The sequence below is a fragment of the Acinetobacter sp. ESBL14 genome (assembly GCF_036668815.1).
GTDB lineage: Bacteria > Pseudomonadota > Gammaproteobacteria > Pseudomonadales > Moraxellaceae > Acinetobacter > Acinetobacter gyllenbergii.
This window is the reverse complement of the sequence record NZ_JAZEVS010000010.1, coordinates 14,278-32,841: the sequence shown is the minus strand read 5'-3', so window position 1 is coordinate 32,841 and position 18,564 is coordinate 14,278. Positions and strand designations below refer to the sequence as shown.

The window sequence follows — 18,564 nt, the reverse complement described above, 5'->3', positions numbered from 1 at the left end:
TATGTCTTTTCAATTCACAAAATTAGGACTTGCACTGGTACTCACTGGTTCCTTAGCTGGCTGTTCTGCTGTCGTCAAAACACCCTATAACGCACCAACCGTCCAAGTGCCACAACAGTTCCAATACGATGCACAAAAAAGTAAAAGCATCCATCTAACTGATCAATGGTGGACATTATTTAATGATGCCCAATTAAATCAATTGGTCGATCAAGTATTGGCTAAAAATAGTGATTTAACTGTTGCAGGTATCACCCTGCAACAAGCTCGACTACAAGCAGGGCTCGCTGAAAATAAACAAGGAATTCGAACCAGTTCTAGTGTTTCCGCAGGTCATAATATTGATCTGCGTTCTGGCGATGGTTCTGATCGTGGTTTATCCACCAGCGTTGGCGTCAGCTATGAACTCGATTTATTTGGCAAGCTTGCCAATCAAACGGAAGCAAGCCGATGGGAAGCCTTAGCCACTGAACAAGATTTACAAGCGACAGCACAAAGTTTGGTTGGCACGACAGCAAAGCTGTATTGGCAGTTGGGCTATCTGAATGAACGCTATCAAACCATTCAGCAAAACTTGGCTTCGACCCAAAAAACCTACTCTTTGGTGCAATCACAATACAAAGCAGGTGCAGTATCTGGTTTAGATTTAACCCAAGCTGAGCAATCGGTACAAAGCCAGAAAGCCAGCCTTAGCCAGATCGAACAGCAACGCGTCGAAGCACGTACTGCGATTGCCGTTTTGCTACATGAACCCGTACAACAACTGAATATTCAAGAGCCTGCGCAGCTACCTCGCAATGCCCTGCCGAATATCGCGGTTGGACTCCCTGCTGATATTTTATCGCGCCGCCCAGACTTACAAGCGTCTGAATTACGTTTGCGTAAGACCTTAGCCAATAAGGACGCGACCAAAGCCAGCTATTACCCTTCAATTAATTTGACTGGGAATGTTGGTTCTTCCAGCACGTCTTTAACTCAACTATTAAAGAATCCGGCTTTAACTTTGGGTGCGAGCTTGAGCCTACCCTTTCTTCAATATAATGATATGAAGAAAGACATTGCGATCAGTGATCTTGAGTATGAAAAAGCCATTACCCAATATCGTCAAACGCTGTATCAAGCTTTTGCCGATGTGGAGAATGCCTTATCCAATCGTACTCAACTGAATCAGCAAGTACAGTTACAGCAACGTAATGTTGAACTGGCAGATAAAACTGAACGTTTAACCGAAGTGCGTTATCGCAATGGAGCGATTGCCTTAAAGAACTTATTGGATGCACAGGAAACCACACGTAATGCACGACTCAGCTTGGTTGAAACCAAGCAGAATCAATACAATGCCTATGTGACATTAATGCAAGCTATGGGTGGAAGTCCTGTTAAAGAACTGCCGAAGCAATAGCACTCGCGCTATTGTTTTGCGCTGTTATTCTTTTATCAGATCTGGATTATTCTGGATCTGGTGAATACGTTTGATAAATGTGTTTCCCTTGATTCATTAAAATTAGCCGAAGATTTTGCCGTCTATCTACATGAGCTATTTAAAAACGAAAATATAATTCAGATCACAGAATTGCATTACTTGTTGAGACTATCTCTAGCCGTAGGCCCGTATCTCACAGGAAAGAAATTGGCTCTAAAAAGGCAAGAGAAGTACTTTTGTTATAAATACACACCAAGATAGAATATTTAAATAACATTTGACACGCGTAGCATTCGCTCAAAAATGAGATAGGAGAAAATCCTATGGCAGCATGGCAATTTAAAGTCTGCTTAATACCCAAAAGCTGGTTCGATACCAATGGGAAAGAAGTGTCGAGCTTTTATAATTCAGAAGGTCATTATGATGTCTCTTTTACTTGGAAAAATTCAACAACAAATGGAGTAAAAGAAGAAATTATAAAATATTACCCATTATCTGAATCATGGCATGAAGACTTATTAAGTTTTGGTTGTGAAAAAGGAACTGATATTCAAGTATGGAATAAGGAAGGAAAGTTAGAAGATATTCAGTTCCGAATAGATATGCAGGGACATTTTGTTTTAGATATTGAACAAGTCGTTGCTATTGCACAAAAGCTTTCTTGTGTATTTTTTATACCTGAACAAAAGTGCATAGTTGAACCAAATGTATTCGAAGTCATCAGTCATCTAAAGAAATCAAATGCGTATTTATTCGCTAAAGATCCTGAACAATGGTTTAACGGTATAGAAAAACATAATAAGTGAGTCCAAAAGATAGGTTATATTTCTTTAAAATTTCACCTTGTTAAAAAACAAAAGCCGCTCTAAAAGCGGCTTTATCAAATAATTTAGATCAATCTAATTATTCATCATCCATCATGCTTTGGCTCATACCAACCGTATTAAAGCCACCATCGACATACATGATTTCGCCTGTAATACCTGAAGCCCACGGCGAGCACAGGAACAATGCAGCATTGCCCACTTCTTCAATCGTTACATTACGTTTTAGCGGTGCAATCTTTTCATTGGCATCTAACATTTTACGGAAAGACTTGATGCCTGATGCTGCCAATGTACGGATTGGACCCGCAGAAATTGCATTCACGCGAATACCATCTACACCCAAGCTTGATGCCAAATAACGAACACCAGCTTCTAACGATGCTTTCGCCATACCCATCACGTTATAGTTCGGCATCACACGCTCAGAACCTTGATAAGTCAAAGTCAATAAACAACCTTGGCGTGCTTGTAATAATGGTTTAGCCGCACGTGCCATCGCGATAAAGCTATAAGCACTAATGTCATGTGCAATTTTAAAACCGTCACGATCAGTCACGTCAGTAAAATCACCATCTAAGGTATGCGCAGGCGCAAAACCGATTGAATGTACCACACCGTCTAAACCATCCCAATGTTTTGCCAATTCAACAAAAGCATTGTCAATTTCTGCGTCTACCGCAACATCACAAGGAAAAACCAGTGTTGAACCAAACTGTGCTGCAAAATCATCGACACGCTTTTTCAGCTTTTCATTTGGATAAGTAAACGCAAGCTCCGCACCTTCACGGTGTAAGGCAGAAGCAATACCGAAAGCAATCGATAATTTACTTGCAATACCGGCAATTAAAAAACGTTTACCAGCTAAAAGTCCTTGTGACATCTTATTCTCACTCGAAAAATTTTCACCACATCATGCCAATATTCCGCCGCTTGCGGAATTGCATAATCCACCTTTTTTACAATCTTGCATAAAAAAATCGCCTTCAAGAGAAGACGATTGGTATTTTATCTTGCTTTGGGCTTAGTCATCGCCACGAAGCAGACTGAGTAAACGCAAGAATGAATAATACATCCACACTAAAGTTGCCAATAAGGCAATGGCACAGATCCATTCAAATGCTTTTGGTGCGCGTTGTGCAGCCGCATTTTCAATCAAGTCAAAATCCAAGATCAGGTTTAATGATGCGATGACCGCAACAAAGGCAGCAAAGCCAATACCCAACCAGTTACTTTCAAAGATATAAGGAATGCTTGAACCAAATGCTAAACGCAAAATGATCTGTACGACAAATACCAAGGCAATCGCAATCGAGGCAGAAATCACAACTGCTTTAAACTTTTCAGTGGCGCGAATCACTTGGAATTTATATAAGGCAAATAAAACCAATGTGGTCACAAAAGTCGCAAGCAGAGCTTGTAAAGGGACACCTGGATATTTCAATTGGAAAATAAACGATACACCACCTAAAAACGCCCCTTCAAACAAGGCATAAGGAATGGCTAAAGCTGGTGCAGTATTAGATTTAAAGGTGGTAATTAAGGCAAGGATTAAACCACCTACTGCGCCAATAATCGTTGCAGCATAGGCAATCGACAGATTAGCAGTCATCGCACAGTAGAAAAATAAGGCTATGCCTAAAACAGCTGCAATCACCGTTAACAGGACTGATTTTTGAATCGCACCCTGAATGGTCATTGGCTCAGCCAAATCTTGATAGGTTTCTACCCGTGTTAAAATAGGGTTAGTACTTTGCATGTACGCTCTCTTTTTTATAGTTTGCAATTAAACATCGAGTTTAAGCGATTTTTTGAGCAAGCCCAAATTTTTTCATATATTAAAAAAGGAGCATACGCTCCTTTTTATACTTTGTTCATAAACTGATTAGTTATCGTTATTCATGATGAAAAAGTATTCACGATAGTATTTCAATTCTGCAATCGAATCACGGATATCATCCATCGCCAAGTGCGAAGCATTTTTCTTTAAGCCGCTCATAATTTCAGGTCTCCAGCGTTTCGCTAACTCTTTCACCGAAGACACATCTAAATTACGATAATGGAAGAATTGTTCTAATTCAGGCATCAAACGATGTAAGAAACGGCGATCTTGGCAAATCGAGTTACCACACATTGGTGATGATTTTGGGCTGACCCATTTCTTTAAAAACTCAAGGGTTTGCTGTTCTGCATCTTCAGCCTTTAACTTACTGCGGCGCACTCGCTCAATCAGACCCGACTGACCATGTTGTTTGGTATTCCACTCATCCATCGCATTTAGAATCAAATCAGATTGATGTACCGCTAAAACAGGTCCTTCAGCCAAGATATTCAAATGGTCATCTGTAATAATTGTTGCAATTTCAATAATCTTGTCGTTATCGGTATCGAGACCTGTCATTTCCAGATCGATCCAAATTAATCGTGTATCAGGGGTGCTGCTCATGGATGGCGATTCTAATGTGCTTAAAAACATCAATAGTAGCAAATTAATTACATCTTGGCTGTAATTCTATAGCGGCTTCGTGCTATTTTTGCGGTCTTCAAAGTGTGGATTTTTTGGGATATGAATGGCTTTAATTCGTAAGCGTCGTTTAACCGAACAACAGCAGCGTCGTATTGAGAAACAGCATAAATCACGTCAAGACGACATTGATACATCGCAAGATCTGGATGGACTGGTTGTTCAGCATTATGGTCGTCAACTCGAAGTACAAGCTTTATCTGTGCCTGAACAGCACCCTGAAAAACCACATGTGGTTGAAGGTGAACCAGAACCGTTCTGGAAACCGATTGAACTCGACAGCGTTTGGCGCTGTCATACCCGTACCAACCTAGAACTGTTGGTCACAGGTGATCGGGTTAAATGGCAGGCCGATCCAATTACTGGCTTAGGTATTATCACCGCAATTTACCCAAGACAATCCTTGCTCACCCGACCAGACCGTTATCATAAGGTCAAACCTGTCGCCGCCAATATTAGTCTGATTGTGATTGTATTTGCCCCGCTGCCAGAACCTGCTCCAACCTTGATTGACCGCTATCTGGTCGCGTGTGCCGATGCCAATATCCCTGCGCTGTTAGTACTGAATAAATCTGACTTGCTTACGGACAATGATCCGATTCTGACCTTACTGAGTGAATATGAATCTTTAGGTTATGAAACCTTGATTTGTCATTCACAAGGTGACTTATCTGCGCTTTCAAATCGTATTGATAATGAAACCGTTGCCTTTGTTGGGCAGTCAGGGGTTGGTAAAAGTTCATTGATCAATACCATTGTTCCCGATGCAGCACAGAAGACCAATGTCATTTCAGAGAACTCGGCACTGGGTCAACATACCACTACTTCTACTCGTTTGATTAAATTTGGAACAAACGGTGCATTGATTGATTCCCCAGGAATCCGTGAATTTGGGCTGTGGCATCTCAGTTTAGAAAAGGTTCGTACCGGTTTTCCAGAGATTGAAGCCCATTTAGGGCTTTGCCAATTTCGTAACTGTACCCATACCCATGAGAAAAATTGTGCGCTGAAACAAGCGGTTGATGCAGGTGAAATTTTGCCGCGCCGTTTGGACAGTTATTTACGTTTACTGGATGAAATTCAGGAAGCACAGCAAAAAAGTTAATTTTCTTCGCTGCTTGCCCTTGAACTAAAGATTTTGATCACCATTGAGATAAGTTATACTCAGGGTCAATTTTGATTTTAACTTTAGGTGACTTGTGGAACGCTGGTTAGAGTTTATGGGGAATCACCCCTTCTTATTTGGTGCGCTCGGCGTGTTAATCGTGTTGTTCTTTGTTTTAGAAGGACAGCGCAACGGTCGTAAAATTTCACCACAATCTCTAGGTATTTTGGTCAAAGCAAAAAATGCGATTTTGATCGACTTACGTGATGGAAAAGATTTCCGTGATGGTCACATCAGCGGCAGCCGTAACATTCCATATAGCCAGATTACAAGTCATGTCGATGAATTAAAAGCAAGTGATCGTCCCTTGGTCTTCATTTGTAACTTAGGTCAGGTTGCAGGCTCAGCATTGCAAAAAGTTGGTCATGCCGACAGCTACCGCTTAGACGGTGGTATTAGCAATTGGAAAGCTCAAGGCTTACCTTTAGTGAAAAGCAAAACCAAAGCTTAAGGAGAGATAAAATGACTACGCAAAACGTCACCATTTATTCAACGCTTTCTTGCCCATATTGCGTACGCGCAAAACAATTACTTGAGCGCAAAGGCGTTGCTTATAAAGAAATTAATCTTTCCAATGAAGCGCCAGAAGTTCGTATTGAGTTAATGCAACGTACTAATCACCGTACGGTGCCGCAAATTTTTATCAAAGACCAATTCATTGGCGGTTTTGATCAACTTTATGCTTTAGAGCGTGAAGGCAAACTCGACCAATTATTAGCTTAACAACATCTAAATCCAAGATTTAAGGAAAAACAATGAGCGAAGAACAAGTTCAACCACAACTCGCGTTAGAACGTATCTATACCAAAGACATTTCTTTTGAAGTTCCAGGTGCACAAGTTTTTACTAAGCAATGGCAACCTGAACTGAACATCAATTTATCTTCTGCTGCAGAAAAAATTGATCCAACTCATTATGAAGTGTCTTTAAAAGTTGTGGTTCAAGCCAACAACGAAAATGAAACTGCGTTCATCGTAGATGTAACGCAATCAGGCATTTTCTTGGTTGATGGTGTAGAAGAAGATCGTCTTCCATACATCTTGGGTGCATACTGCCCAAATATCTTGTTCCCGTTCTTACGTGAAGCAGTGAATGATTTAGTGACTAAAGGTAGCTTCCCGCAATTGCTGCTTACACCAATCAACTTTGATGCTGAATTTGAAGCAAATATGCAACGCCTACAAGCGGATGCAGATGCGCAAGGTCAAGCATAAACTTTATCCTGCCTTATCCAAAAAAGGACTGATTTTTCAGTCCTTTTTTTATCTAAATACATTAATATATACCCCTTAAAAGTATATATCTTTCCCTATAAACTACTTTACATAAAATTATGCATGATATTCTTCAAAAGCTAAAAAAAGTATTTTTCTTAGTCTTATTATCATCCATCACAATAGGCGTACTTATATTAGTCTTAGAAATAACCTTTCCAAAGATGACAACAATCACTATGGTACAAAAAGTTAGAGTCTACCCACCAGAAAATTGTAGAAACAAGATAGACAATATAAAAATAAGAAATAAAGCTGAAAAGCTTGCATGTAATGGTGAAAATCCTAGTTATTCAATTTGTCAGGAGGACTTTCTATTTTCTTACAGAGAAATGTTTGAAGAGGAGTACTACAAACAATGTGTCCCTCAATCTAAAAGCTATTGTTTTTTTGACTATCACCATGTGAACAATAGTGGCGGAGCATATGGTTGGGATAATTCTTATCAAGAACATGCATATACATTTAACCCACATTCCTATTATGTAACGTGTTATCAAGAAAAAACCGTAAATAAAAAGGTTCGTATTCCCTTACTTCAAAGAATCAAAGACACTATGTGGATTAAAAAGATTCTATAGACTATACAATGGTTCTAAAGGTCAGATTCACCCGCGCCGTACTGACTTTCTTCGTCGGTGGTAAGCGATGCAACCAGTAGGTCTGTGTGGTATCTTTCATCACCAATAGGCTGCCGTGTTCTAAATAGAGTTCAACTTTTTCTTTGCTCTGCTTATGTTTAAATGCAAATTTTCGCTCAGCGCCAAAGCTAAATGAGGCAATTGCCCCATCTTTTTTTAAGTCTGTTTCAGCATCGCTATGCCACGCCATTCCCTCTTCACCACTATGGTAAAGATTGAGCAAACAAGAGTTGAATGTGTCTCCCGTTAAATTTTCAGCCAGTTGTTTTAACTCCAGTAACTCCTTGGTCCACGGCAAGGCATATTTATTCATATTGGAATAGGTATATTCAAAGCGCCGATCCCCATACCACGCCACTTTACGTTTAGTCGTCAATAACTTTCCAAAAATCAGCGCCTGATCATTTTCCCATGCAATGGTCTGCATCAGTTGATCAAAATAATAATCTGCAGCCGCAGTCTGCACCACTTTGCCGTAGTACTGTACCGTGCCGTCATAGGGCAAATGATTCTGCTTTGGATCAGCTTCGATATCAAATAGTTGCATCTTTCCACTTCTTATAGGCTTGCTGCATACAATGTCCACACGGTCGGAAACCTTGTCCAATTGCTTCTTGCTCATCGACAAAAAATACCCGATTCTTTTTTAGCATGCGCTTCCCTGAGGCACAGGTCAATCTGCCATAAATCTTAAGCTGTGCATTGCCTGCAAATACAATCTGTTGCTGTTTCAGTTTTTGATGTAACTCGGTCTGTGTTAAGTCTAGATGCCGCCACATCAGATTAACTCACCGCATCATGGAAAATAATCCCGAGGCTATAACGTTCACCTCGATGAATGGGGCTAACACCATGCTTCATATTGACCCGATAATAGCCCTGACTGCCTTTTTCAGGTTTAAACTGCGTGGTGAAAATCAACAGATCACCTTGCTGTGGCTGCACCACCATGGCCTTAGATTGTGCTCTGGGTGTTTGTTGGGTAAAAACCAATTCTCCGCCACTAAAATCCACATTCGGCTGACTCAATACAATCACCAGCTGTATCGGGAAATACACCTCACCATATAAGTCCTGATGAAGCGTATTAAAGCCGCCTTGTCCATATTTCAAAATCAGTGGTGTTGCCAACGTTTGTCCCTGTTGATGGCACTGCTGTAGAAATTCAGGATGGGAGGATGGAAATGAATGTTCTAACTTCAGCACCCGAAACCATGCATTGGCAATCGGTACCAAATAGGGATAAATCTCATGCCGTATCCGCTCAATCAGATTCGGCAAAGGATAAGTAAAATACTTATATTCACCTCGACCAAAACGATAACGCTGCATCTCTACGGTTTTACGATACAGTCCGGTTTGCGGATATGCCTGTTTCAGCATCTCACATAACTCGGTCGAAAGAACCTGCTCGATCAGGGCAAAGCCTTGTTGGTGCATTTGCTCAGTGATGGCCTCCCAATCAGCAGCTTGAATCTGATCGATCACCGCTTGGATTTGTGTCAATTCAGGTGGCTGCATGGGTTTGTGCACCTTCCCAACCAATCAATGCTGTTTTACGCAATGTTCCCCACTCATAGCCACCCAAAGCACCTGTAGACTGAATCACCCGATGACAGGGAATCAGAAATGCCACAGGATTACTGCCAATAGCGGTGCCGACAGCTCGAGCCGCTTTGGGATGCTCAATGGCTTTGGCCAACTCACCATACGTAGAGAGCTGCCCCATTGGAATTTTGAGCAGGCTTTGCCATACTTTAAGCTGAAACTCGGTGCCTTTTAAATGCAGTTTAATCTCTGCCAATTGCGGTTGATCCTTTTGAAACAAGGCCAAAGCACTGTGTTGAAATGCATCGAGCTGTTCAATAATCACGGCCTGAGGAAATTGTGCTATTAACTGCTTCAAGGCATCAGCCCGATTGTCCACAAAACTCAGTGCACAAATGCCTTTATGTGTGGATGCAATCAGCACTTCACCAAACAAGGTCTCTGCGAATTGATAATGAATCGTGAGACTCTGTCCACCATGTTTATATTCAGCAGGGGTCATCCCTTCGATCTGAATAAACAGATCATGTAATCGACTGGTGCTGGACAGTCCTGTGGCAAAGGTTGCATCAAAAATACTGCCCTGCTCTTGTTTTAAAATCTTCTTGGCATGTTCAACACTTATATACTGCAAAAACTTTTTTGGACTGGTGCCGACCCACTCGGTAAATAAACGCTGAAAATGCGCTGGGCTTAAATGAATATGTGCTGCCACTTCATCCAGTTGCGGCTGTTGCTGAAAGTTTTGTTGAATATACTGAATCGCTTGAGCAATGCGTTCATAATTACGTTGTTGTGAGGACATATCATCACCTCTCATCATTCATGTTTTCACTGTAGCAACTTTGCCATTCTGTGAAAATCTGAATCATGCTCAGTCTTTGTAGTGTCTCCAATCCCGATAAAAAAAAGCCGTACTTCTTGAAGTACGGCGCTATCATTTCGATGACCAATCTTTATAGATTAATGGGTGTAATACTTATGTCCTTGGTCACGTAATTCAGCAATCTTTTTGCCTTGTTTTTTCGCTTCATCCAGCTTACCTGCTTGCACCAACAATTTGGCTTTATCAATTTCCCCGACAATCTGGTCAAATAAAGCAGTAGAGGCTGGCACTTTTTCAGTAGTATTCGGCGCTAATTTATACTGTTTTGAATGGGTCGCAGCAGCACGCATATTATCCAAAGCAGCTGTTGCCGCCTGTGGCGTTGCAGCTTGGTTAAACGCTTTATAATTTTTCCCCAGCGTTTTCATGTCATCTTCTAAACCCGCAGCCATTGCCGTATGGTTCAATGCAAACGCGGATAACATCATAACAGTGGCTAAAGTTTTTTTAATCATTCGGATATCCTATCAAAAACTGTGGCTATGCTTAATTTCTTGGCGCAAAACATCGTGCTTTGACTTCAAAGCACCAATGGCGATTGCTGATTTAGCATACATAAAAAATGCAACGGAATCGTTGCATTTTGATAAAAAAAGATCGCGTTCAGGTTTTATAAGCGACGGCGTAAAGCATCGGCAATCGACTCAACCAACTGCTGCGAAATCTCTTGTTTTGAGGCCTTTTCCAGCTCACGCTTTTTCATGTGATAAGATTGAGCAAAGAACACGGTCATGGCATTTTCATCTGAAGCAAAACCGATATCTGGACGTGACACATCATTACAGGCAATCATGTCCAGTTTTTTCGCTACCAGTTTACCCGCAGCGTATTCTTCGACATTTTGCGTTTCAGCAGCAAAGCCAACCATGAATGGACGTTGTTCCTGCTGTGCAATGGTCGCCACGATATCTGGATTTTTGACCAACGCCACCGCAAGTTCATCACCTGCTTTCTTAATCTTATGCTCAGCCACTTGTGCCACGCGATAATCCGCCACCGCTGCGGTTGCGATAAAGATGTCACAGCCTTCTTTCAGCTGATTCATGCTGACATCGAGCATCTGCATGGCAGAACTGACATTCATACGTTGCACACCATTCGGCGTATCCAAACTGACAGGCCCTGCCACCAAGGTGACTTTTGCCCCTGCGGCATAGCAAGCTGCTGCCAAGGCAAAGCCCATTTTACCCGTGCTGTGGTTGGAAATATAACGCACAGGGTCAATCGCTTCACGGGTCGGCCCAGCGGTAATGGTGACGCGCTTACCAGCTAACAAACCGAATTTTTCAGCCAAGGCACGTTGCGCCTTATGGAAATAAGCTGCAACTTGGCGAGCCAAATCTTCAGGCTCAGGCATACGCCCTAGACCCACATCTCCACAGGCTTGTTCACCCGCATCTGGCATGATCACATGCACGCCATCTTCAACCAACGTTTGCAAATTGCGTTGTGTGGCTTTTGCTGCCCACATTTGCTGATTCATCGCGGGTGCAACCCAAACTGGTGCTTTGGTTGCCAGATATAGCGTACTGAGCAGATCATCTGCCAAGCCATTAGCAAATTTTGCAATCGTGTCACAGCTGGCAGGTGCCACCAAAACCAAATCAGCCCAACGTGCCAATTCGATATGTCCCATACCTGCTTCAGCTTCAGGATCAAGCAATTCGGTATGCACAGGATTGCCTGAAAGTGCCTGAAAAGTGAGTGGGGTAATAAATGCTTGTGCGCCATGGGTCATGACCACACGGACATCAAAACCGAAATCTTTTAAACGGCGGACCAGAATGGCACTTTTATAGGCAGCAATACCACCTGTAACCGCTAATATAATGTTTTTATGGGGAATAACACTTAGATCGAAGCTCACAAACAGGATACCTTACTGTTGCAGTGGCGCTCACAATAGCATTAAATAAGTAGATACCCAAGTAGCACCCTCAACATTTCAGCACTGACGATGATCGAAAATCGTGTTGACATGACACCCTATAAAAGGAAAAGGCGCGCAATTATTTTTGCGCGTTAAAAAAATAATCACAATAAAATCAAAAGGAAATTAACGATTGAATCAATCTATTAAAACCTGGCCTGAACAAGAACGCCCAAGAGAACGACTTTTATCCCAAGGACCGCAAAGCTTATCCGATGCTGAACTGTTGGCGATTTTTCTTCGTTCAGGCTCAAAACAGCACTCTGCAGTGGAATTGGCGCGTATTTTGATTCAACATTTTGGTGGACTTAATTTGATATTTGATGCCAATTTTGAAGATTTATCACAATTTAATGGCATAGCCTCCACGAAATATGCACAGCTGATGGCCGTGAAGGAACTCGGACGGCGTTATCTGAATAATCATTTCCAACAACAACGGCTTTGCCTAGATACTTCAACCTTAGTGCTCGACTATTTACGTTATGAACTGCAAGGTGAAAAACAGGAAGTTTTTGCCGTTCTGTGTTTAGATGCCGAACTGAGAAAATTACATTTTAAAAAGCTATTCTTCGGTTCCCATCATTCCTGCACGGTTTCACTGAATCAAACCTTACGCTATGCCCTGCAACAACAGGCCTGTCAAATCGTAGTAGCGCACAATCATCCCTATGGCACTGCTCAACCGTCAACAGAAGATATTTATCTGACCCAACAACTCAAACAAGCCTGCAAACTGCTGGAAATTCACTTGATTGATCATTTTATTATTTCAGCTGAAGGCTATTTTTCATTTTCTGAACAACAACTACTCAACCCTATTAAAACCAAGCAATCTCGCCTTGACAAAGCTTAAACCAAACAGGAATATCAAGACATAAAATTAATGATTCAAATAACATGATTGTCCGTGACCAGCCGAGTATTTTTAAAGTTTTATTCTCATGGCGAGGAACGATTTTACCCAAAATTTTGCCCTCTCTTGGTTTCGTCATGCTGATCTCTGCCATTATTGGTGGGGTCGAGTATGTCAATCTGTATCGTTTCCCTGAAATTCCCTTGGTCGGCTTCACTTTGATTGGTGTGGTACTGTCCATTTTCTTGGGATTTAAGAATACCGCCTGTTATGACCGTTGGTGGGAAGCACGTAAACTCTGGGGGGTGTTGATTGCCACTGCGCGTCATTTTGACCGAGATTGCCGCGTCCTGACCCAAGCACGTCGTGAACGTATTATTCAAAACGTGATTGTGTTTGCCAATGTACTGCGTGATCGTCTGCGTCATCAAACCGCCAATCCAACCGAGCTGACCGAAACCAGCGGTCTGAGTCAACAAGCATTGACGCAACTTTATCAACAGCATAATGCGCCGCAGTACACCTTGAGCCTAATTCAATGGGAACTGTTACAGGCCATGAAAGAAGGCGAAATCTCGGATATTATTTATACCCAGATGAACCGCCATGTGGCCGCGTTAAGTGAAATGCAAACTGGCTGCGATCGGATCGCGAATACTCCAATTCCATTCGCCTATTCGGTTTTACTGAATCGTACCGTGTACTTCTTCTGCTTTATGCTGCCATTCAGTCTTGGCTCGTTATTGGGCTTGGTGACACCGTTACTGGTGGGTATTTTGGCCTATACCTTTTTAGGTCTGGATGCTTTGAGTACTGAAATAGAAGAACCTTTCGGCACACAAAGCAATGACTTACCGCTGGATGCGATGGTACGTTCAATTGAAATTGAATTACTTGGAACTTTAGGTCGCCCAACCCCGCCGCCAATTCAAGCGCATGACCATAACTTACTCTAATTTCAATGCCCTGCAATGAGGGCATTTTTTTCAGCTTAACATCAGTTAAATAAATTGTGATGGGACGATGGACTTAAAGCGTTCAGTGAACTGTCCATTCCAATAGGGATAATAAGGATAGGGCGGATAGATCGCACTGACCTGATTTAAACGTTCGCTCTGTTCAATCGATAGCTGAATATCTTTGGCAACAAGGTTATCTTGCAGTTGAGTTTGATTACGCGCGCCAATCAATACACTCGATACCGTTGGGCGCTGTAATAACCAGTTTAAGGCAATTTGCGGAACCGTATAGCCTGTTTCTGCTGCAATCTGTTTGAGCACATCAATCACAGCATAGAGGTGTGCCTCATTGACTGGCGGCGCGAATTGCGCGGTATCATGTAAACGGCTCTGGACTGGAATCGGATTCTCGCGATCAAATTTACCTGTCAATCGGCCCCAGCCCAAAGGACTCCACACTACTGCGCCAATGTGCTGGTCATCATTTAAAGGCATCAACTCCCATTCATAATCACGACCAATCAATGAATAGTAGACCTGATTGACCACAAACTTTTCATAGCCATATTGCTCCGCAATCGCCTGCGCTTTCATCAGTTGCCAACCTGCAAAATTAGACGCGCCGATATAACGAACTTTGCCACTACGCACTAACTCATCTAAGGTTTTCATTAATTGTGGTAATGCGGTGAAGCTATCAAACTGATGCAGCTGTAATACATCAATATAATCCGTTCCCAAGCGAGTTAATGACTGTTCAACTGCCGACAATAAATAACGCCGACTAAATCCAGCATCATTGAGATGATCTGAACTACGAATCCCAACTTTAGTGGAAATAATATTGTGTTGACGTTCAGATGCCAAAGCCTTGCCCAGCATTCGTTCAGATTCTCCATCAGAATAGACATCAGCTGTATCAAAGTAATTAATACCCGCATCTAAACCAGCACGAATCATTTGATTGGCTTCTGTTTGACTGACTTGCCCCCAAGCAGAGAAAATTTGCCCCTGCCCACCTAGGGTGCCTGCGCCAAATCCCAGTTCTGAAACTTTTAAACCCGAGTTTCCTAAAAAATGATATTTCATGACCCGTCTCTTCAAGCTGTGATTGCTTCAGTACAAAAATAGCGCTAGGGATTTATTCGAAAAACCACGATAATCAAGAAATACTTTTCTGATTTTATTGATAATGAATACAGAAGATTTTCAGTTTTTTATTCGTGTTGCAGACTTGGGTTCGATCAGCAAAGCCGCACAGGACGCCAATATCTCGGTGTCGGTGGCCAGTCAGAAATTACAACGTCTAGAACAAAGCCTACAACTGCGTTTATTTCATCGCACCACACGAAAATTGACTTTAACAGAGGAAGGTAAAATCGTACTGGAGCATGGACGTGGCTGGATCAACGATTTTGTTCATTTACAGCAAGCTCTCACCTCCCCAAATCAAGCCTTAACAGGGACTTTACGGATTAGCACCTCAGCTACGTTTGGTACTCAGGTATTAATGCCCGTGATTGCCAGATTTTCCCACTTACATCCTGAACTGAAGATTTACTTAGATTTAAATGATCAAAACATCGACCTGATTCAGCAAGGCATGGACTTGGCCATTCGCATTGGTCAGTTAAAAAGTTCCAGCTTGATCGCCAAACGCTTGAGTACCAATCCACGTGTACTCTGCGCTTCCCCCAACTATCTGGAAAAATATGGTCAGCCCCATAGCTTGGCAGAACTCAAATTGCATCGTTGTATCTTGCAGCAGCATGGTCAAGGTCTCACCAATCACTGGCACTTGGTCAATGCCGAAGGGAAAGTTGAACAGGTTCATGTCGAGGGTTATTTTGCAACTAACTCAGGTGAAGGTGTTCGACAAGCCGCCTTAGCCGGTCTTGGTATTTCCAATCATTCGATCTGGCATGTGGCGGATGAACTTGCGACAGGTAAACTGGTGCAGATTTTGCCGGAATTTCCTGTTGAAGCAACGGCAATTTATGCAGTGTTCCCACATCGGCAGCTGATCGCGCCAAAAGTGCAGCATTTTTTAGATTATTTAATCGATTACTTTCAGCAGCGTGAATGATAAAACTTTAGTCCTTCAGACTAATCTTAGCCTTGCAACAGTGATTACTATACTCCTGCAAAACCATGAAACATCCATTGCACACCCCATACAAGCAGCATGAAAAAAATAAGGATGAGGCAAAGTTCTAATTTTTTCATATCACGGGGGATTGAAAGCGCTCCCAAATTCCTTGCTGCCCCTCTTTAAGCCGTGGTGTCTGTCCCAATTTAATCCATGGCATATTCTCGCCATGAAAATCACTGCCAATCGAAACCGCTAGATCAAATTGCTGAATCATTCGATCCACCATTTGACGTGTCGAAGCAGGTTCGATACTCGGTGGTAGTTCCACCGCATCACCACCCGATTCGGCAAAGAGTTCAATCAAATAACGAATATTGGTTGCTGACAGGTCATAACGGGTCGGATGAGCAAGCACGGCGAAACCCTGACTGGCATGAATCACATCAATAGTTTCTTTAAGACCCATCCCTTCAAATTTCACAAAGGCTTTTTTGCCTTCTTTTAGAAAACGGTCAAAGGCCTGCTGTGGACGACTGACAATATTCCTTTCGACTAGAGCTTTAGCAATATGGGTTCGGGTCACCCGATCTGCTTCCCCATCGACTTGGGCAACCACATCAGGATAAATATCAAAATCAATACATTTTTCTAAGAGCTGACAAATCACTTTTGCCCGTTCAGCACGAACCTTTTTCTGCTGTTCCAGCATAGCTTTGATCGGCACGTCATTTTGCATATTCAAGGCAACAATATGCACTCCATAACTCTTTTTGGTATTGGGTCGAGACCACTGACTGGAAACCTCTACCCCAGAAATAATTTGAATATCATGTGCTTGTGCATAATCTTGGGCACGCTGCAAGCCATCCATGGTGTCATGGTCTGTGACGGCAAGGGTGTGGATTTTTAAATCGACTGCAGCCTGTACCAACTGCTCTGGAGAGAAGGTACCATCGGAAATGAGCGTATGTGTGTGTAAATCGACACCGAACATGGTTTGTATTATGCTATCTGACCTATTTCATCATCGTACTGTAACATGAAAGCGTTGCTCGACTATCTACCGATTATTATCTTCTTTTATTTTTATAAAACCACCGATCCTAAAGATAGTCATCATCCTCTGCTACAGTTGGTAGGTAGCTCTGGAAATCTTGATCAAAATCATATTCTTGTTGCAACTTGTGCATTACTCATCTCGACGCTTGTGGTGTATGGCTGCCTGTTCTTTTTCCAAAAATTTAAATTGGAAAAAATGCAGTGGTTTATTGTCGTCATGTCAGTCATTTTTGGTGGCATCACCCTGATTTTTAGCGATGTGACCTACATCAAAATGAAAGCCATCATTATCAATATCGGTATTGGATTAGGCTTCCTGGTGACGCCACTCTTTAATAAAGAACGTATGCCAATTATCCAAAAACTTTTAGGCTCGTTATTAGAACTTAGCCCAAAAGGTTGGATCAAATTGAACTGGGCGTGGTGTGGACAATTCTTTTTGCTTGCGGCTTTGCATTTCTTCTTTGGTTTTGTCTACATGCAAGGAAAATATTGGGGCGAATTCACCGCTTTCGGCGATATTATCGTTTCTATCAGTTACCTAGCTGCTATACTGTTTTTCTTAAGAAAGCATTTTAAAACCACTGAATAGATTTTAAATCATCGAGCCACTGCCATGCCATATTTTGTGCTGACTTGTACTGATCGCGAAGGTACTTTGGAAAAACGTTTAGCCACCCGCCCACAACATATTGAACGTCTACAAAAGTTAGATGATGAAGGACGTTTAATTACGGCAGGTGCCCATCCAAAAGATCCAAATGATCCGCAGGCTGGTTTTTGGGGCAGTACCATGATTGTCGAATTTGATAGCCGTGAATCCTTAGATGCTTGGATTCAGGAAGAGCCGTTTTTAAAAGAAGGGATTTACTCAAATATTGAGGTAAAACCGTTCAACAAAGCTTTTCCAAAAGGGTAAATCATGCAAGTTGTCGTCAAAAGCGTATTGGCTTTATGTTTATTTAGTTCGACTGCTTGGGCGGTTGAGCCAGCAACACCGGCGGCTCCAGCAGCCAACACAACCCCTGCAACGAATGCAACAACGGCCGCACCCACCAATACGACTGCAACAGCGGCCAAACCACTGACCGCTGAACAAATTGCCAAAGCCAAGCAACAACAAGATGCAAAAGTCAAAGCCATGATTCAAGATCAGGCCAGTCGCTTGAAGCAACTTGAGCATGCCAATCTGGAAGCACTCTCTCAAAATCAAGAATTACAGTTAAAAAATGACAGCTTGACCGTGCAGGTTCAGGTGTTACAAAGTGAACGCAGCGCACAAATGTTTTTATATGGTGCGATGACCATTGCTGTAGGGGTAATACTTGGTTTCTTGATTGCCAGTTATATTCACACTAAACGTCGTCGTCAGTGGTAAAAAAC

Annotated in this window: 24 protein-coding genes; 13 read left to right on the top strand and 11 right to left on the bottom strand. The window is 42.2% G+C overall.

The window, feature by feature from the left end:
- The first annotated feature begins 1 nt into the window (after window position 1).
- Both V6E90_RS20735 and V6E90_RS20730 read left to right on the top strand, forming a co-directional pair.
- Complete coding sequence (locus tag V6E90_RS20735) at window positions 2–1,402, top strand: efflux transporter outer membrane subunit (RefSeq protein ID WP_332606342.1); 1,401 nt, start codon at window positions 2–4, stop codon at window positions 1,400–1,402.
- Between the two features lie 344 nt (window positions 1,403–1,746).
- Window positions 1,747–2,229 carry a hypothetical protein gene (locus V6E90_RS20730; RefSeq protein WP_332606341.1) on the top strand — a complete coding sequence of 161 codons (483 nt, stop codon included), beginning with the start codon at window positions 1,747–1,749 and terminating at the stop codon, window positions 2,227–2,229.
- Window positions 2,230–2,326: 97 nt separating this feature from the next.
- On the opposite strand, the gene V6E90_RS20725 is transcribed toward V6E90_RS20730, so the two are convergent.
- The 3 genes from V6E90_RS20725 to orn all read right to left on the bottom strand — a co-directional run bounded on the left by V6E90_RS20725 (window position 2,327) and on the right by orn (window position 4,693).
- Window positions 2,327–3,130, bottom strand: coding sequence for an enoyl-ACP reductase FabI (locus tag V6E90_RS20725; RefSeq protein WP_004655876.1), 804 nt, complete (start codon window positions 3,128–3,130; stop codon window positions 2,327–2,329).
- Window positions 3,131–3,271: 141 nt separating this feature from the next.
- On the bottom strand, window positions 3,272–4,006 hold the full coding sequence (locus V6E90_RS20720) for a Bax inhibitor-1/YccA family protein (RefSeq protein WP_332606340.1): 735 nt from the start codon (window positions 4,004–4,006) through the stop codon (window positions 3,272–3,274).
- 126 nt (window positions 4,007–4,132) lie between these two features.
- Window positions 4,133–4,693: an oligoribonuclease gene (gene orn, locus V6E90_RS20715; RefSeq protein WP_005239763.1), complete on the bottom strand. Its 561-nt coding sequence runs from the start codon at window positions 4,691–4,693 to the stop codon at window positions 4,133–4,135.
- Window positions 4,694–4,817: 124 nt separating this feature from the next.
- On the opposite strand from orn, the gene rsgA reads away from it, so the two are divergent.
- From rsgA to V6E90_RS20690, 5 genes are all read left to right on the top strand, one after another.
- Complete coding sequence (gene rsgA, locus V6E90_RS20710) at window positions 4,818–5,876, top strand: ribosome small subunit-dependent GTPase A (protein WP_016543084.1); 1,059 nt, start codon at window positions 4,818–4,820, stop codon at window positions 5,874–5,876.
- Window positions 5,877–5,970: 94 nt separating this feature from the next.
- The gene (locus V6E90_RS20705) at window positions 5,971–6,387 is read left to right on the top strand and encodes a rhodanese-like domain-containing protein (protein WP_016543083.1); all 417 of its coding nucleotides are present in this window, start codon (window positions 5,971–5,973) and stop codon (window positions 6,385–6,387) included.
- An 11-nt stretch (window positions 6,388–6,398) separates the two neighbouring features.
- The gene (gene grxC, locus V6E90_RS20700) at window positions 6,399–6,659 is read left to right on the top strand and encodes a glutaredoxin 3 (protein ID WP_005184953.1); all 261 of its coding nucleotides are present in this window, start codon (window positions 6,399–6,401) and stop codon (window positions 6,657–6,659) included.
- A 32-nt stretch (window positions 6,660–6,691) separates the two neighbouring features.
- On the top strand, window positions 6,692–7,150 hold the full coding sequence (secB, locus tag V6E90_RS20695; RefSeq protein ID WP_004655889.1) for a protein-export chaperone SecB: 459 nt from the start codon (window positions 6,692–6,694) through the stop codon (window positions 7,148–7,150).
- 119 nt (window positions 7,151–7,269) lie between these two features.
- The gene (locus V6E90_RS20690; RefSeq protein ID WP_332606339.1) at window positions 7,270–7,791 is read left to right on the top strand and encodes a hypothetical protein; all 522 of its coding nucleotides are present in this window, start codon (window positions 7,270–7,272) and stop codon (window positions 7,789–7,791) included.
- Between the two features lies 1 nt (window position 7,792).
- On the opposite strand, the gene V6E90_RS20685 is transcribed toward V6E90_RS20690, so the two are convergent.
- From V6E90_RS20685 to coaBC, 6 genes are all read right to left on the bottom strand, one after another.
- Entirely contained in the window at window positions 7,793–8,398 is a 606-nt protein-coding gene (locus V6E90_RS20685; protein ID WP_332606338.1) for an alpha-ketoglutarate-dependent dioxygenase AlkB family protein, read from the bottom strand.
- Window positions 8,385–8,630, bottom strand: a complete 246-nt coding sequence (locus tag V6E90_RS20680) for an Ada metal-binding domain-containing protein (RefSeq protein WP_332606337.1) — start codon at window positions 8,628–8,630, stop codon at window positions 8,385–8,387. Before V6E90_RS20680 ends, V6E90_RS20685 begins: the two co-directional genes overlap by 14 nt.
- Before the next feature lie 4 nt (window positions 8,631–8,634).
- Window positions 8,635–9,372, bottom strand: a complete 738-nt coding sequence (locus tag V6E90_RS20675) for a 2OG-Fe(II) oxygenase (protein WP_332606336.1) — start codon at window positions 9,370–9,372, stop codon at window positions 8,635–8,637.
- The gene (locus V6E90_RS20670) at window positions 9,359–10,204 is read right to left on the bottom strand and encodes a methylated-DNA--[protein]-cysteine S-methyltransferase (RefSeq protein WP_332606335.1); all 846 of its coding nucleotides are present in this window, start codon (window positions 10,202–10,204) and stop codon (window positions 9,359–9,361) included. The genes V6E90_RS20675 and V6E90_RS20670 overlap by 14 nt, the downstream gene beginning before the upstream one ends.
- Window positions 10,205–10,362: 158 nt before the next feature.
- Window positions 10,363–10,740, bottom strand: coding sequence for a cytochrome b562 (locus V6E90_RS20665; RefSeq protein ID WP_332606334.1), 378 nt, complete (start codon window positions 10,738–10,740; stop codon window positions 10,363–10,365).
- 155 nt (window positions 10,741–10,895) lie between these two features.
- Window positions 10,896–12,152: a bifunctional phosphopantothenoylcysteine decarboxylase/phosphopantothenate--cysteine ligase CoaBC gene (gene coaBC, locus V6E90_RS20660; protein ID WP_005277304.1), complete on the bottom strand. Its 1,257-nt coding sequence runs from the start codon at window positions 12,150–12,152 to the stop codon at window positions 10,896–10,898.
- Between the two features lie 196 nt (window positions 12,153–12,348).
- On the opposite strand from coaBC, the gene radC reads away from it, so the two are divergent.
- Window positions 12,349–13,071: a RadC family protein gene (gene radC / locus V6E90_RS20655; RefSeq protein ID WP_016543076.1), complete on the top strand. Its 723-nt coding sequence runs from the start codon at window positions 12,349–12,351 to the stop codon at window positions 13,069–13,071.
- A gap of 44 nt (window positions 13,072–13,115) precedes the next feature.
- Entirely contained in the window at window positions 13,116–14,027 is a 912-nt protein-coding gene (locus V6E90_RS20650) for a bestrophin family protein (protein WP_004655906.1), read from the top strand.
- A 45-nt stretch (window positions 14,028–14,072) separates the two neighbouring features.
- Here V6E90_RS20650 and V6E90_RS20645 read toward each other — a convergent pair whose 3' ends face one another.
- Entirely contained in the window at window positions 14,073–15,119 is a 1,047-nt protein-coding gene (locus V6E90_RS20645) for an aldo/keto reductase (protein ID WP_332606333.1), read from the bottom strand.
- Window positions 15,120–15,222: 103 nt separating this feature from the next.
- Between V6E90_RS20645 and V6E90_RS20640 the strand changes: the two genes are divergently transcribed.
- Window positions 15,223–16,116, top strand: coding sequence for a LysR family transcriptional regulator (locus V6E90_RS20640; protein WP_016543074.1), 894 nt, complete (start codon window positions 15,223–15,225; stop codon window positions 16,114–16,116).
- A gap of 136 nt (window positions 16,117–16,252) precedes the next feature.
- Here the strand turns inward: V6E90_RS20640 and V6E90_RS20635 are convergent, their stop codons facing one another.
- The gene (locus tag V6E90_RS20635; protein ID WP_332606332.1) at window positions 16,253–17,116 is read right to left on the bottom strand and encodes a PHP domain-containing protein; all 864 of its coding nucleotides are present in this window, start codon (window positions 17,114–17,116) and stop codon (window positions 16,253–16,255) included.
- Between the two features lie 45 nt (window positions 17,117–17,161).
- Between V6E90_RS20635 and V6E90_RS20630 the strand changes: the two genes are divergently transcribed.
- The 3 genes from V6E90_RS20630 to V6E90_RS20620 are packed head-to-tail and all read left to right on the top strand — an operon-like array spanning window position 17,162 to window position 18,559.
- Window positions 17,162–17,773 (top strand): septation protein IspZ, encoded by a 612-nt coding sequence (locus V6E90_RS20630; protein WP_332606331.1) that lies wholly within the window; start codon window positions 17,162–17,164, stop codon window positions 17,771–17,773.
- A 24-nt stretch (window positions 17,774–17,797) separates the two neighbouring features.
- Entirely contained in the window at window positions 17,798–18,100 is a 303-nt protein-coding gene (locus V6E90_RS20625; RefSeq protein WP_016543071.1) for a YciI family protein, read from the top strand.
- A gap of 3 nt (window positions 18,101–18,103) precedes the next feature.
- A complete protein-coding gene (locus V6E90_RS20620; RefSeq protein WP_016543070.1) occupies window positions 18,104–18,559 on the top strand; it encodes a hypothetical protein in 456 nt (151 codons plus the stop codon).
- Window positions 18,560–18,564 lie beyond the last annotated feature (5 nt).

What these genes read in the sequence shown, in the direction of transcription:
- V6E90_RS20730 (WP_332606341.1), top strand. Translation starts at nt 1,747, where the DNA reads ATGGCAGCATGGCAATTTAAAGTCTGCTTAATACCCAAAAGCTGGTTC.
- orn (WP_005239763.1), bottom strand. Translation starts at nt 4,693, where the DNA reads ATGAGCAGCACCCCTGATACACGATTAATTTGGATCGATCTGGAAATG.
- V6E90_RS20635 (WP_332606332.1), bottom strand. Translation starts at nt 17,116, where the DNA reads ATGTTCGGTGTCGATTTACACACACATACGCTCATTTCCGATGGTACC.
- V6E90_RS20720 (WP_332606340.1), bottom strand. Translation starts at nt 4,006, where the DNA reads ATGCAAAGTACTAACCCTATTTTAACACGGGTAGAAACCTATCAAGAT.
- V6E90_RS20675 (WP_332606336.1), bottom strand. Translation starts at nt 9,372, where the DNA reads ATGCAGCCACCTGAATTGACACAAATCCAAGCGGTGATCGATCAGATT.
- V6E90_RS20645 (WP_332606333.1), bottom strand. Translation starts at nt 15,119, where the DNA reads ATGAAATATCATTTTTTAGGAAACTCGGGTTTAAAAGTTTCAGAACTG.
- V6E90_RS20680 (WP_332606337.1), bottom strand. Translation starts at nt 8,630, where the DNA reads ATGTGGCGGCATCTAGACTTAACACAGACCGAGTTACATCAAAAACTG.
- V6E90_RS20650 (WP_004655906.1), top strand. Translation starts at nt 13,116, where the DNA reads ATGATTGTCCGTGACCAGCCGAGTATTTTTAAAGTTTTATTCTCATGG.
- V6E90_RS20665 (WP_332606334.1), bottom strand. Translation starts at nt 10,740, where the DNA reads ATGATTAAAAAAACTTTAGCCACTGTTATGATGTTATCCGCGTTTGCA.
- V6E90_RS20620 (WP_016543070.1), top strand. Translation starts at nt 18,104, where the DNA reads ATGCAAGTTGTCGTCAAAAGCGTATTGGCTTTATGTTTATTTAGTTCG.
- V6E90_RS20690 (WP_332606339.1), top strand. Translation starts at nt 7,270, where the DNA reads ATGCATGATATTCTTCAAAAGCTAAAAAAAGTATTTTTCTTAGTCTTA.
- V6E90_RS20685 (WP_332606338.1), bottom strand. Translation starts at nt 8,398, where the DNA reads ATGCAACTATTTGATATCGAAGCTGATCCAAAGCAGAATCATTTGCCC.
- V6E90_RS20725 (WP_004655876.1), bottom strand. Translation starts at nt 3,130, where the DNA reads ATGTCACAAGGACTTTTAGCTGGTAAACGTTTTTTAATTGCCGGTATT.
- grxC (WP_005184953.1), top strand. Translation starts at nt 6,399, where the DNA reads ATGACTACGCAAAACGTCACCATTTATTCAACGCTTTCTTGCCCATAT.
- V6E90_RS20640 (WP_016543074.1), top strand. Translation starts at nt 15,223, where the DNA reads ATGAATACAGAAGATTTTCAGTTTTTTATTCGTGTTGCAGACTTGGGT.
- V6E90_RS20625 (WP_016543071.1), top strand. Translation starts at nt 17,798, where the DNA reads ATGCCATATTTTGTGCTGACTTGTACTGATCGCGAAGGTACTTTGGAA.
- V6E90_RS20735 (WP_332606342.1), top strand. Translation starts at nt 2, where the DNA reads ATGTCTTTTCAATTCACAAAATTAGGACTTGCACTGGTACTCACTGGT.
- secB (WP_004655889.1), top strand. Translation starts at nt 6,692, where the DNA reads ATGAGCGAAGAACAAGTTCAACCACAACTCGCGTTAGAACGTATCTAT.
- V6E90_RS20670 (WP_332606335.1), bottom strand. Translation starts at nt 10,204, where the DNA reads ATGTCCTCACAACAACGTAATTATGAACGCATTGCTCAAGCGATTCAG.
- rsgA (WP_016543084.1), top strand. Translation starts at nt 4,818, where the DNA reads ATGGCTTTAATTCGTAAGCGTCGTTTAACCGAACAACAGCAGCGTCGT.
- V6E90_RS20630 (WP_332606331.1), top strand. Translation starts at nt 17,162, where the DNA reads ATGAAAGCGTTGCTCGACTATCTACCGATTATTATCTTCTTTTATTTT.